The organism is Metabacillus arenae (assembly GCF_014773385.1).
GTDB lineage: Bacteria > Bacillota > Bacilli > Bacillales > Bacillaceae > Metabacillus_D > Metabacillus_D arenae.
In genome coordinates this window covers 103316-116941 of record NZ_JACXAI010000003.1, presented here as the reverse complement: position 1 = coordinate 116941, position 13626 = coordinate 103316, and the positions used below count along the sequence as shown (strand labels likewise).

The 13626-nt window shown below is 36.3% G+C and carries 14 protein-coding genes; 4 read left to right on the top strand and 10 right to left on the bottom strand.

Features of this window, described 5'->3' with window-relative positions; translation table 11 throughout:
- Window positions 1-46: 46 nt before the first annotated feature.
- Entirely contained in the window at window positions 47-1678 is a 1632-nt protein-coding gene (locus IC621_RS03840; RefSeq protein ID WP_191155915.1) for a PucR family transcriptional regulator, read from the top strand.
- Between the two features lie 268 nt (window positions 1679-1946).
- Here the strand turns inward: IC621_RS03840 and parC are convergent, their stop codons facing one another.
- The 3 genes from parC to IC621_RS03825 all read right to left on the bottom strand — a co-directional run bounded on the left by parC (window position 1947) and on the right by IC621_RS03825 (window position 7318).
- Window positions 1947-4394 (bottom strand): DNA topoisomerase IV subunit A, encoded by a 2448-nt coding sequence (gene parC / locus IC621_RS03835; protein WP_191155913.1) that lies wholly within the window; start codon window positions 4392-4394, stop codon window positions 1947-1949.
- Window positions 4391-6364, bottom strand: coding sequence for a DNA topoisomerase IV subunit B (gene parE / locus IC621_RS03830; RefSeq protein ID WP_191155912.1), 1974 nt, complete (start codon window positions 6362-6364; stop codon window positions 4391-4393). Before parE ends, parC begins: the two co-directional genes overlap by 4 nt.
- A 540-nt stretch (window positions 6365-6904) precedes the next feature.
- The gene (locus tag IC621_RS03825) at window positions 6905-7318 is read right to left on the bottom strand and encodes a CoA-binding protein (protein ID WP_224752297.1); all 414 of its coding nucleotides are present in this window, start codon (window positions 7316-7318) and stop codon (window positions 6905-6907) included.
- A gap of 416 nt (window positions 7319-7734) precedes the next feature.
- Between IC621_RS03825 and plsY the strand changes: the two genes are divergently transcribed.
- From plsY to IC621_RS03810, 3 genes are all read left to right on the top strand, one after another.
- Entirely contained in the window at window positions 7735-8328 is a 594-nt protein-coding gene (gene plsY / locus IC621_RS03820; RefSeq protein ID WP_191155910.1) for a glycerol-3-phosphate 1-O-acyltransferase PlsY, read from the top strand.
- A gap of 273 nt (window positions 8329-8601) precedes the next feature.
- Window positions 8602-9729 carry a CapA family protein gene (locus IC621_RS03815; protein ID WP_191155908.1) on the top strand — a complete coding sequence of 376 codons (1128 nt, stop codon included), beginning with the start codon at window positions 8602-8604 and terminating at the stop codon, window positions 9727-9729.
- Window positions 9730-9957: 228 nt separating this feature from the next.
- Window positions 9958-10257, top strand: coding sequence for a HesB/YadR/YfhF family protein (locus tag IC621_RS03810; RefSeq protein WP_191155906.1), 300 nt, complete (start codon window positions 9958-9960; stop codon window positions 10255-10257).
- A gap of 202 nt (window positions 10258-10459) precedes the next feature.
- Here IC621_RS03810 and IC621_RS03805 read toward each other — a convergent pair whose 3' ends face one another.
- The 7 genes from IC621_RS03805 to IC621_RS03775 all read right to left on the bottom strand — a co-directional run bounded on the left by IC621_RS03805 (window position 10460) and on the right by IC621_RS03775 (window position 13272).
- Window positions 10460-10759, bottom strand: a complete 300-nt coding sequence (locus IC621_RS03805) for a hypothetical protein (protein ID WP_191155904.1) — start codon at window positions 10757-10759, stop codon at window positions 10460-10462.
- Between the two features lie 9 nt (window positions 10760-10768).
- Window positions 10769-11185: an acyl-CoA thioesterase gene (locus tag IC621_RS03800; RefSeq protein ID WP_191155901.1), complete on the bottom strand. Its 417-nt coding sequence runs from the start codon at window positions 11183-11185 to the stop codon at window positions 10769-10771.
- Between the two features lie 208 nt (window positions 11186-11393).
- Window positions 11394-11636: a small acid-soluble spore protein Tlp gene (gene tlp / locus IC621_RS03795; RefSeq protein ID WP_191155899.1), complete on the bottom strand. Its 243-nt coding sequence runs from the start codon at window positions 11634-11636 to the stop codon at window positions 11394-11396.
- A 250-nt stretch (window positions 11637-11886) separates the two neighbouring features.
- The gene (locus IC621_RS03790) at window positions 11887-12030 is read right to left on the bottom strand and encodes an acid-soluble spore protein N (RefSeq protein WP_224752295.1); all 144 of its coding nucleotides are present in this window, start codon (window positions 12028-12030) and stop codon (window positions 11887-11889) included.
- A gap of 65 nt (window positions 12031-12095) precedes the next feature.
- On the bottom strand, window positions 12096-12224 hold the full coding sequence (locus IC621_RS03785; protein WP_191155897.1) for an FbpB family small basic protein: 129 nt from the start codon (window positions 12222-12224) through the stop codon (window positions 12096-12098).
- A gap of 116 nt (window positions 12225-12340) precedes the next feature.
- Window positions 12341-12844 (bottom strand): TlpA family protein disulfide reductase, encoded by a 504-nt coding sequence (locus IC621_RS03780; protein ID WP_191156125.1) that lies wholly within the window; start codon window positions 12842-12844, stop codon window positions 12341-12343.
- Complete coding sequence (locus IC621_RS03775) at window positions 12838-13272, bottom strand: hypothetical protein (protein ID WP_191155895.1); 435 nt, start codon at window positions 13270-13272, stop codon at window positions 12838-12840. Before IC621_RS03775 ends, IC621_RS03780 begins: the two co-directional genes overlap by 7 nt.
- Window positions 13273-13626: the final 354 nt, after the last annotated feature.

Sequence of the window (13626 nt, the reverse complement as noted above, 5' to 3'; positions counted from 1 at the left end):
AATATAAGATACTAGCAAATGTTCTTACAAAGGGGGATGGAAGAAAATGAGATTATACGAATTATTTGATCTTCCAGTATTTAAAGGAGCCGCCTTGATCGCAGGGAAACAAGGGATTGAACGTGAAGTGAATACAGTAAATATGATGGATGCCCCAGATATTATTCATTTTTTAAAGAAAAATGAATTACTCGTAACAACAGCTTTTCATTTCAAGGATGATCTTGATTCATTATTACAACTTATTAAAGAAATGGAGAAACAAGGATGTTCAGGATTAGGAATTAAAACAAAGCGATTTTTAAAGGAAATACCAGAGGCAGCTATATCACTTGCGAACGAACTTAAATTCCCACTCTTAGAACTTCCTGTTCATACTTCCCTAGGTGATATTGTGAATAAGTCACTAAGTTATATCCTTGATATTCGCACGAATGAACTACATCACGCAATGCAAACACATCAACAATTTACGAAGCATATTATGAGCGGACAAGGCATCTATAAAATTCTTGAAAGCTTATCAACTCTTATTCATTTACCGGTTATCTTGCTAAATCACCATTTACGGCCAGCGGTAAAACACTCTCAACATACTTCCATTTTTGAAAACTTTGAGGCATTAATGGCTAGCGGACATTATTTTCATCTTCCAAAAACAACGATGTCGTCATTCTCATTATTAAATGAAACCCGAGAAACGATTACTCTTTTTCCTGTTTACACGCATAAACAATATAGTTATCTGGCTGTATTAGGGTTTATACCTTTATCAGATCGTTCAACGATTTTAACAATTAAACAAGCAACGAATGTTATCGCATTTGAATTAATGAAAGAAAATGCATTAAAACAAAATACAAGACGCATTCAAAATGAGTTTTTTAATAACTTTATTAACGGTGCATATTCTACCAATGAGGAAGTAATCAGCCGAGGTAAAGAGTTTAGGTTATTAAACGAACAACGATATGTTTGTGCTGTGGGGAAAATAGAGGATAAAGAAAAGAATATTTCGTTTATGCAATACCAGTCAGAACAAGAACTAATTTACGATACAATCGAGTCAGAACTGGAACGGTTTCATCAAAAGGTTCATTTTTTCACAATAGATCATTCATACATCTTACTAATGGAACTGAAGGGCGGATGGAAAAATATTTCCCAATCATTCATTACACTATTAAAGAATATACAAACAAAGATCTTAAAACACTTCCAAGAGGAACTTTCATTTGGTATTAGCAATTACGCCGAACAGCTCATCCATGTTCCTGTCTCCTATAAGGAAGCAACTGACGCCTTATACTATGGAAATATGTCAGGAAAGAAACGATTTATTGAAATTTATCAACCAAAGGAAGTTCCAGAGATTTTACGCATGGTTCCTTATGATCAGTTAAAAAAGTTTTATACAGACACTTTCCAAGCATTTGCCAATGAACCGAAAAAAGATCATCAAGTACTACTTCATACATTGTCCGTTTATTTAGAAACACATTGTCAGCTGTCCGAAACAGCAAAGCGTTTATATGTACACCGCAATACTGTTATTTATCGTTTAGGAAAATGTGAGGAGATTATTGGTAGAAGTTTAAAAGACCCGGATGAAACACTACGGTTACGCCTCGCCTTTAGAATTAAAGCTTTAATCCAGGGGAACAACCAGCTTGGTTAAGAGTAAAGAAATTATTGTAAAATTGGCCACCTGCGCTCTTTGGTGCCAATTGATACTTTCTTTTAAAAAGAGGTGACTTAAAAGAAGTCATTATTTTATATATATTATTACTAGTTTGATTACGGAAGTGAGAAAAGTCATATAGATGTCTAATAAAGATAAAAAAGTACATCACTAATTTTAGTGATGTACCATTAATTATATATTGTCAGACATTCTATTTAGCCTTTGGCATATATAGGTTAATTATTATTTTCTACTATTAAAGTTATAGAGCAGATGTTTTTTCGTTTTGATCAAAACTTAGATAGGCTTCAATCACCTTACCAGCTTCTTGTTCATCAATAACAAAGGATCCGTTGCTATATCGATCATTTGGGCGGAGTGATTGAATATCAATGATTTCTCTCTGACCTTTTTCCGATTCGATTGTTAATTGTAAAGAATTATCAGCTATAAAACCACGGACTATTCTATGGGGATTATTTTTAAGCTCTCTTAGCATAACAAGTCCCCGTTTGGCGCGTGAAGATTTTTCAAATTCTGTAATTGCCATCTTTTTAGTGGCTCCCCGCTGTGTGATAATCACGAGCTGCTGTTTAGAATCTTTTGCAAATACCTGGCCGCTTACAACGAAATCTTCTGATTTTAGGTTGATGCCTTTTACACCGGCTGCTCTTGGTCCAACGACATTGATTTCATCCTCATTGTACCAAAGGCCATAGCCTAGATGAGTCACAAGGAATACATCATCTTCTCCTGATGTTAAAGCAATATCAACAACCTCATCAGAGCCTTTAACATTAACTGCGACAAGCGGTTTAGAATAACGTTGGGCTTTATAGTGAATTAACTCCGTTTTCTTCACCATTCCATTTTTCGTAATGAATAAAAGGTTTTGCTGACTGTTAAAATCTTTTATTGGAATCGCCTTTATAATATCTTCATCTCGATCAATTGGAATGAGATTCCCGATATGCTGTCCGATATCTTTCCATCTGACATCTGGAAGCTCGTGAACAGGACAGTATAAATAACTGCCTTTATTGGTGAAAAGTAAGAGTACATCAGTTGTATTCATTTCAAATTGAGCAAGGAGCATGTCTGAATCTTTCATTCCAAAATCTCGTCCGTTAGAAGCTGCATAAGAACGCTGGCTTGTCCGTTTAATATAACCGTCTTTCGTTACCGTTACATAAACATCCTCTGAAGCAATCATCACTTCTAAATTAATTTTGATTTCTTCAATCTCATCTTCAATAATCGTTCTTCGCTCGTCTATATAAGTTTTTTTAATCCGCTTAAGTTCTGTCTTAATTACTTGGTATAATTTTTTTTCATTTGAAAGAATGCTTTCTAGTTCAGCAATCTTTTTATCTAAATCCTTTGCCTCATTTTGCAAGGCAGTGATATCTGTATTAGTTAAGCGATATAGCTGCAGGGAAACAATAGCTTCAGCCTGAGGTTCAGTAAATCCATATTCTTTTATTAGGTTCTGCTTTGCATCCTTTTTATCCTTCGATGCTCGTATCGTCGCAATGACCTGATCGAGGATAGAAAGTGCTTTGATTAAACCTTGGACGATATGTTCCCGTTCCTTCGCTTTATTCAAATCATATTGTGAACGGTTTGTGACAACTTCCTTTTGATGGGTTATATAAGCATCTAAAATCTTATGCAGGCTCATTAATGTAGGTCTGCGATTATGTATGGCAACCATATTAAAGTTGTACGGAATTTGCAGGTCGCTGTTTTTATAAAGGTAATTTAATACCCCTTTAGCATTTGCATCTTTTTTTAATTCAATAACGATTCTTAAACCTGTCCGATCCGTTTCATCTCGAACTTCAGAAATTCCTTCAACCTTTTTTTCGATCCTAAATTCGTCCATTTTCTTAACTAAATTGGCTTTGTTCACTTCAAAAGGAATTTCTGAAATAACAATTTGCTGACGGCCTCCACGGATCGTTTCAATTTCTGCCTTACCGCGGATAATGATTTTTCCTTTGCCTGTCTCGTATGCCTTTTTGATCCCCTCAACGCCTTGAATAATCCCACCTGTCGGAAAGTCTGGGCCTTTAATGACCTCCATTAGTTCATCGATTGTGCACTCTGGCTTATCGATCCTTTTGATAACAGCATCAATTACTTCTCCAAGGTGATGAGGGGGGATTTCCGTGGCGTAACCAGCAGAAATTCCTGTTGATCCATTCACTAATAGGTTTGGAAACATTGCTGGTAAAACGGTCGGCTCTTTGCTTGTATCATCAAAATTGGGTACAAATTCGACAGTTTGTTTGTCAATATCCTTTAAAAGCTCAGATGCAATAGCAGAAAGTCTGGCTTCTGTATAACGCATCGCTGCCGGTGGATCCCCGTCAATACTCCCATTGTTTCCATGCATTTCGATTAAAACATTTCTGACTTTCCACGTTTGACTCATCCGGACCATCGCATCATAGACAGAAGAATCGCCATGAGGATGGTAGTTACCAATAACATTCCCTACTGTTTTTGCTGATTTACGGAAGCCCTTGTCTTGAGTGTTGCCGTCTTCATGCATCGCATAAAGAATACGGCGTTGTACAGGCTTTAGGCCGTCGCGGGCATCTGGAAGCGCACGGTCTTGAATAATATATTTACTATAACGTCCAAATCGGTCACCCAGTACATCCTCTAGAGGTAAATCACGAAATATTTCTGCTGGCTGTGTCATCCTTCTACCTCCTCTGGGACTGATAGATTTTCATTTTCTAAAATATTGCTTTCCTCATCGAGGCCAAACTCTACATTTTTTTCAATCCACTTCCGTCTTGGCTCGACTTTATCTCCCATCAGCGTCGTCACACGGCGTTCTGCCCGTGCAGCATCATCAATTCGTACTCTAATGAGAGTTCTAGACTCTGGGTTCATTGTTGTTTCCCACAGCTGGTCTGCGTTCATTTCCCCTAGACCTTTATAACGCTGGATTGTGTATCCTTTTCCAACTTTTTTGAGAACATCCTGAAGCTCTTCATCTGACCAGGAATATTCGATGATTTCTTTCTTGCCAGATCCCTTGCTTACTTTGTACAAAGGCGGAAGTGCGATAAATACTTTCCCTGCTTCAATTAATGGTTTCATGTAACGATAAAAGAAAGTGAGTAATAGGACTTGAATGTGGGCGCCGTCCGTATCAGCATCTGTCATAATAACAATCTTATCGTAATTAATATCCTCTAAAAGAAAGTCCGCTCCCACTCCTGCCCCAATTGCATGAATGATTGTATTGATTTCTTCATTTTTAAAGATATCTGCAAGCTTGGCCTTTTCTGTGTTAATAACTTTTCCTCGAAGCGGCAGGACAGCTTGAAAACGACGGTCCCGTCCCTGCTTCGCCGATCCTCCTGCTGAATCCCCCTCCACTAGGTAAAGCTCATTTCTTTGTGGGTTTCTTGATTGAGCAGGTGTTAGCTTTCCGCTTAGCGATGATTCTGATTTTTTTCTTTTCTTTCCGCTTCTTGCTTCCTCACGAGCTTTCCGAGCAGCTTCTCTTGCTTGAAAAGCCTTGATTGCTTTTCTAACTAACAATGTAGCTGTGTCAGGGTTTTCAGCCAGAAAATAAGAAAGATTTTCAGATATGATCGAATCTACAGCTGAGCGGGCTTCACTTGTCCCAAGCTTTCCTTTTGTTTGCCCTTCAAATTGAAGAAGCTCTTCGGGAATACGGGCGGAAACAATCGCAGAAAGACCCTCTCTAATATCAGAACCTTCCAAGTTTTTATCTTTTTCCTTTAAAAGGTTTACTTTACGGGCATATTCATTAAAAGCACGCGTCATAGCTGTTTTAGCACCAGCTTCGTGCGTGCCGCCATCTTTTGTTCGCACATTATTAACAAAAGACAAAATGTTTTCGGAAAAACCATCATTAAATTGAAAGGCAAAATCGATTTCAATTCCATTTTGTTCTCCTTCAAATGACACCACTGGATGAAGGGAATCCTTTTCCTCATTTAAGTAACTGACAAATGCTTCAATCCCATTTTCATAATGATAGGTTTCCTGATTTCCATCACGCTGATCTATAATTTCCATTTTGAAGCCTTTTAAAAGAAAAGCAGACTCTCTTAACCGCTCACTTAATGTATCGAAATTATAAATGGTCGTGCTAAACATCGTAGTATCAGGTTTAAAATGAATGGTTGTTCCCGTTTTTTTCGTTTTTCCGACTTTTTCAAGGGTCGTAACAGGCTTTCCCCCATGTTCAAATCGTTGATGATAAGTAAATCCATCTCGATGGATTGTCACTTCCAGCCATTCCGATAGGGCGTTAACAACTGAAGCACCTACACCATGCAGACCGCCGCTTGTTTTATATCCGCCTTGGCCGAATTTTCCTCCTGCATGCAGAACAGTAAAAATAACTTCAGGCGTTGGTTTTCCTAGCTTATGCATTCCTGTCGGCATTCCTCGACCTTTGTCCTCAACAGAAATGCTGTTATCCTTATGTATTTTAACAATGATATGATCGCCAAAGCCTGCTAAAGCCTCATCAACAGAGTTATCTACAATCTCATAAACGAGGTGATGCAGTCCTCTGCTATCTGTGCTTCCTATGTACATTCCAGGACGTTTTCTGACAGCTTCCAGTCCTTCCAGTACTTGAATGGCATCATCATTGTAATCAAATTGCTGTTGCTTTATCAAACGACTAACCCCTTTCTAAAAAATCGAGAGCGACATAGCGCAGATCAAAAAACTTTTCAAATAGATTTGTTTGTTACGTAATAACTACTCTTACCTGTTTTTGATGAACTAAACATAAATGAATAGATCAGATACTATAAGAACATACGTTTTCACTATCATAAATGATCATAATTAATGATACAAGTATCTCAACAAGAAAGATAGGTACATGATAAGGAACGAAACGAAAAATGCTTAAATTTTTAAGTGTCCAAGCTATATTTTATCTGTTTCCTGTCATTTCGCAAACCTATTTGTAAAAAAAAGAGGTTCCTGACAAAGAAATACGATGGACAAATACTTTTTTAAACAATTAGTAATAATGAAAAAATCCTTGAATAGTAACAAGGATTTTTTCATCGGCTTTAGTTTATGTTAATTTTTTCCATCTTATGAGTTTAATCCATTTTTCAGGTCTTACGAGAGACATTCAAGAAAGACGAGGAACTCCCATTTCTGAAAGGCTAGTTTCGAAAGAGGTATGAAATTTCGTTCAAACTATTTTGTTAAAGCATGTTCAACTTTTATGCAGCGGTTCATAATTACTGTATATCCTTTCTCTTTCAAGAGGTTATAAGCTTCCTCATTTTCAAGTCCAAGCTGCGCCCAATAAACATCAGCATCTATTTCTAAAAATTCTTTAGCAACCTCAAGTAAATGCTCTGACCGTCTGAATACATTGACGATATCAATATGCCCTTCAATTTCCTTTAAAGAAGAATAAGCTTTAACTCCTAACACCTCTTCAACTGTTGGGTTAACTGGGATAATTTCGTAGCCTGCATCTTGCATCGCTTTACTTACCATATAAGACGTTCGGTCTGGATTGCCTGAAAGACCTACTACAGCGATACGCTTACTTTTTTTCAGAACTTCTTTAATCTCTTCCCGAGTTGGATTTTCTATTGCCATCCATTACCCACTCCTTTTTCTTCGGCTTTTTTCTAAAAAAATTTGCTATTGAGGTAGAAAAGACTGTTAGATTAAAGGCAAACCTGTTACCGTGGATTGTTTTTATTTCTATATCTGTCTCTCAAAGAGTTAGAGACAAAGTTCCCGGAGTATAAACCGAGCTTACAAGGGTAGAAATATTAACGATAACAGCCCTTTCTTTTATTGTAACCTCCTCTGAAAAAACATACAAAAAATATACTGCAGCACAAAAAGAAATTTAGTATGATAAAATTCTAGCTGAATAAACGAAAGGCAAAATAAGAAAAATGAAAATTAATAAAGACCTTTCTTAATATTCATCAGTATATAAATCATTTACGTGATAAAATAAAACCAAGTTATTCGGAAAATGCGTTTATGAAGGAGAACAGAAGATGATTCTTGCACTTATTTTTTTTCTTGCTTATTTGATTGGATCGATACCGTTTGGGTTAATTGTCGGAAAGGTTGGATACGGAATTGATATTAGAGAACATGGCTCTGGAAACCTGGGCGGAACAAATACTTTTCGCACCCTCGGAATAAAAGCAGGACTAATTGTTACGATTTCAGATATTCTAAAAGGAACACTAGCTGCCTCGCTTCCCGTTTTATTTCAGCTTGATATTCATGCTTTACTAGCTGGAATATTTGCAGTTATTGGCCATATGTATCCGGTATTTGCAAAATTCAAAGGCGGAAAAGCTGTTGCAACTTCAGGGGGAATTTTGCTGTTTCATGACCCGCTTTTATTTGTATCATTACTTGCTGTATTTTTTATTTGCCTTTACGTAACAAAATATGTATCCTTATCCTCCATGCTTACGGGAGTATACGCAATCGTTTATGGTCTTATCAAACATATTATTTTTGGAGATCTCCCATTGCTTATCATCGTTTTCATGCTTGCTTTTTTCGTTATTTATCGCCACAGAGCAAATATTAAACGTATTAAAGAAAAAACAGAGCCTAAAGTTAAATGGATTTAATGGTCAAAGGATTACATTCCTTTGGCTTTTTTCGTCGTTTCAGAAAGTTTAAGATGATTAAAGTGTTTATGTATTAAAGTTAGCTATCGTTGTCCAGCTCCAAGCGTATCGGCTCGAGGTCACAAGCCAATCCGTGAAGAAGGTCAAATTTTAAGACTCGACCGAGTGCTTATTCCCCTGAGTTTTTCGTTCTTCCACTTTGTGTAGAATAGTGTTATATTTTGCAGAATTTTGGTATGATAAATGAAAAGTCTGAATGAAGGTGCTCAGGTGATGAAATTACGTCTTTCTTTTTATTTATTATTTGCAATCACGACTGTTTTACTTGTTTTATTAATAACGGTTAATCCAAATCCAGGTGCAAATGGAAGCTCTGAGAAGGTAAGCCGGACTCACTCAGAAAAAAATTCTTCTTTTCACCATAAAGATTTCCAATCAACCATTCAGCTGTCAGCAATTGGTGATATCCTTATCCACAGCAGAGTTTATGATGATGCTAAACAAAAAAATGGAGGTTATGATTTTACTCCAATGATCAGCGAAGTTAAACCTTTACTGGAAAAAGCGGATTTTACAATGGCGAATCAGGAGACAATGGTTGGGGGTACAGAGATTGGCTTATCAACTTACCCTTCTTTTAACAGCCCTTTTGAGGTTGCGGACGGTTTTCAGGAAGCTGGGATAGACTTAGTTACGATTGCCAATAACCATACACTAGACCGCGGTGAAAAAGCGATTATGAGCGCCTTAAATTATTACGACAAAATAAAAATGCCTTACGTCGGTTCATATAAAAACAATAATGATGCCCAAACCCCTCGGGTCATTAATAAAAATGGGATTCGCTTAGGTTTTTTAGCTTATACATATGGAACAAACGGCATCCCTGTCCCTGAAGGAAAACCTTATCTAGTGGACCTTATTGACAAGGAAAAAATGAAAGAAGATATTCATAAAATAAAACAACGATCAGATGTTTTAATTGTAAGCATGCATTGGGGGCTGGAATATCAGAGACTCCCAAATGATGAACAAAAAGACTTGGCCCAATTTTTGGCTGATCAGGGAGTTCATGTGGTCATCGGACATCATCCTCATGTATTGCAGCCTATGGAATGGGTTAGCGGGAAAAACGGACATGAAGCATTTGTTATCTACTCTTTAGGCAATTTTTTATCTGGTCAGGAAGGAACATTTAAGGAAATTGGCGGAATCCTTTCTTTAGATATCCAAAAGACAACAAATAAAAAAGGAACAAACATACAAATTTTAAATCCTGAAGTAAATCCGACTATTGTAAAGAGTAACCAACAACAAAATTACCGGGTTCATTCTTTAGAAAATGTAAACGAAAAGCAGAATGAAGAGATGATTCAGCATATGAATCAATTCATTGACTGACAACAAAGTGAAATCTCCATTAATGTGATGTTTAGTGTGTATGAATCAGATCTTTTGTGTTACTGAAGGTTTAGCTATAAATTTTACTAAGTATTAAAAGTAACGCTGCTGCATGTATAGCAGCTTTATTTTTTTCTTTGGTTTAACAATTTTATAAACAGACTATTAGCATACAATTGGTTTTATCCTCTATAATAGAATTAACGAACAAAGGAGTTGACATTAGCAGTGAAAATTACAATAAGTGAAAAAGCATTTAACTGGTATAAGGATGAATTATCATTGAATTCAGATGACAATGTCAGATTCTTTGTCCGCTATGGGGGATGCAGCACTGTCCAAAAGGGGTTTTCTCTTGGAGTAGCGAAAGACGAGCCTGAAGAAATTGGCAGTGATGTAAACCTAAACGGAATCAAGTTTTTTGTAGAAGATAGTGATATTTGGTACTTTGATGGACAGGATTTATTCGTAGATTTTGATGAAGAGCTTATGGAGCCCAGCTTTGATTTTAAAGAAGCCACACAATAAAGTGAAACATCCATCAGTCGAGGATGACATAAAGGGTACCTAAGTCCCTCCTGAAAGTGGGTAATACACTGGAGACGTTAGGAAGCGCGCTCTTTGTCTTTGTTCCTTTATTAGATACCAACAGGCAAGTTATCCCCATTTTACAAGCCTAAGATGGGGATCTTTTCTGCCTGTTAAGAGTCGGAGAAGTCTACAGCTCAATTTATAATTGAAACCTTAAAATGTGATCATCCAACCCATATTTCTTCAATACCTTTATTTGTCTTTCTCCCAAAAGATCAAAGTGGGGATAGTCAGATTTATAATGGATCCACTCTGGTCTTAATTGATTGGCATAACCCCAATCTATTAACTTTTGAATATCTGTACAACCTACCTTTGTTACGGTGTGACAATCAGGGAATCGCTCATCAAGCCAATAATGAGTTAAAAAAGCAATATTTCCACTCTTTACTTGATTCTTCCAATCCATTAATTCCTGCCTTTTTATACCAAATGCCATTTGAGTCCTCTATTTCTTTGCTGTTTCATAAGCATCGTGCCACTCAGGATAATATTTTCGCATTTGAATTGGACGAAACGATTCCTTTTTCACACACACATGTGAGGATTGGGCTTCAATTGCCAGCTCACCCTTTGGATTATACATTTCATACCCATAATTTACACGAACACCATTGTAGGATTCCACCCAAGTATGAATGACTACTGTATCCCCGTATTTAAGCGGTTTTTTATAGCTGATATTGATATCAACTACCGGTGAAATCACCCCATCTTTTTCCATTCCAGCATAGGAAAAACCTAAATCTTTAATTAATTTTGTTCTTCCTACCTCCATCCATATCAAATAATTGGCATGATAAACAACACCCATTTGGTCTGTTTCAGCGTATCGAACTTCTAATTCACATTTAGATATGTACATATGTTAACTCTCCTCATGAACCCTTCTTATACCAAAATATAATATCACACTTTATATGAGAGCTATAAGCGATATACATTGTTAGAAGGAAAGATATGATAGGAACATCGAACGCAAACCGCAAAGGGCTCGTTTAGCTTTATTGAATTTAAAAATTTTATTATGTAAAAAAGCCAGGTAACCCCTGGCCGTTTTTTACGATTCAGCATTATTTTTGATAGCCATCTTCTCGTGCCTTTGCTTCATCTTGTATTTCAGAACGCATGGCAGCTATAGATTCTTCGCGTCTTGCATTTTTTTGCTCAATTTTGGAACGCTCTTCCCCTTCAGAAAATTGCATTGTTTCATGGGCTTTTTCAATATTTTGGATCGTATTTTGAACCATGTCTTGTAACTTTTCAACATTGTCTGAACGATCATCTGGCTTTGGTTTGTTATCGTTTTGTGACATATCATTTCACCCTTTCTCATTGAATCGTCTTTAGTTTGCTCACTTTTTCTATTCTTAAACAATGAATGATCGTCATAATCTTTATTAATCGATCCGGATCGAACAATACTTCTTGTAAAGACAAAAAAAGGACGAATTTTCGCCCTTTTTTATCCGTTCAATTATCAGCATATGCCTAGTCATGTTATTTACCTTAGTCAAACCTCCCCAAAAAGGCAAATCGTTTTGGGGAGGTCATGTCTACTCCTTGTTACTCCCCTTTTGTTTGCATTACTTGAGGATGCTGATTTGATTTATCTTGCATTTTTCTACCTTTATTACCACCAAATCCTCTTGATTTCGTTCCCAGATGATTTGGATTAAAATGAGACTGTTTATCGTTTGAGTTTGTCAAAATGATCGCCTCCTGAACCTTAGTTTCACCTTTTGATTCATGAAACAATCCTAACAAAGAATGGTCTATTTTCCAGCTTGCATTCTTTGCTCAAGCTTTTCTTCAAAACGAGCTAAAAACTCTTCATCTTTCATTAATTCCTGCTTATTTTCTAATACCAATTCTTCAAAAGAACGTTTTTTTATTCTTCTCATCACAATCACCTCCGACAATTAAGTATCATTATTTCCAAAATTTTTAAAAATAAACGAATTATTCGAAAAGTGAAAGCTTGGACAATAATCATGATTCAATTTTTTAATAAAAATTTTCACTTTATCAAACCTTCCATCGTTTCATAAGACATTGCACCAGTATATTTTTTCTGAATGAATCCTTCTTCATCTACAAGGTAAGTAGTTGGATAACTAAATATATCGTATGTTGAATTTACTCCTTCTTCATCATAAACAATTGGAAAGGTCAGATCTAATTTATTTGCAAAGGTCTTAACAACTTCCTTGTTTTTTTCACTGGATGTAAAATTAACTGCTAGTACAACCACTTCATCTTTATATTTTTTATGTATTTTTTGCATTTCCGGCATTTCTGCACGACAAGGCGGACACCATGTTGCCCAGAAGTTAATTAAAACCTTTTTCCCTTTAAGCTCTGAAAGTTTAACTTTTTCACCATCCAAAGTGCTTAGTTCAAAATCTGGTGCTTTATTCCCGCTTTCTAATCCCACTTTAGGATCTTTTGGCTGAATAGCAAACCATACTGCATATCCGATCAAAAAAACAAGTAATCCAATAGCTAAAATTCTCTTCATAATATCCCCCTATATAACGTAGCAAATAGTGCTTCGATTCCTTTGTAGACTGCAAAAGCAATCGTATATGTCATTAATAATAGCATAACAGCTTGTTTTATTGGTTTTCTTTGTTTATATCCCTTATAAAACAGATAACATGTTACGGAAAGAATTCCTATTATGAATGTTTTGCTGTTTCCGCTTAAATAAAGATAGACTAATGGATCATAAATAACTTGATGAAAATTTAAAAGGACATTTCCGAACTTATAAAAACCTAATAAAAGAACGTTGGCATTCAAATAATTCTGCTTGAAGAATAAAAGCATGTCCACTTTTCTTTCAAGCAATACACTCATGATTATGTATGTAAGGAAAGATGTGATTATGACAACGATCCAATAAAATTGAATGGTAAATGGTCCAGCTTGAAAAGCATCAAATATCATGAAGACAGCTCCTTAAAAAACCACCTCTCATTATTTAATCATCAGGATGGCAAAAGAACAATATTGATGAGAGAAAGACACATAAATTTCAAGAAATCACTTGGACAAAGAACGAAAAGCGCAGAGCGCCCGCCTATCGGCGACAAGCACAAGGCGAGCCGGCATGAAGGTTGTTCTTGACGGATTGACTTGTGACCTAGGGGCCGATGGCGCTCGGAGCTGGACAATGATAACACTCATTAACACGTTAATACTTTAATTAACTTAAACTTTCTTAACTGATAAGAAAAGCGCAAGCGCCTTGATCAGCTCCGACAAGCATAAGACGCAAATGAAATGAAGGTGTTCTTTACC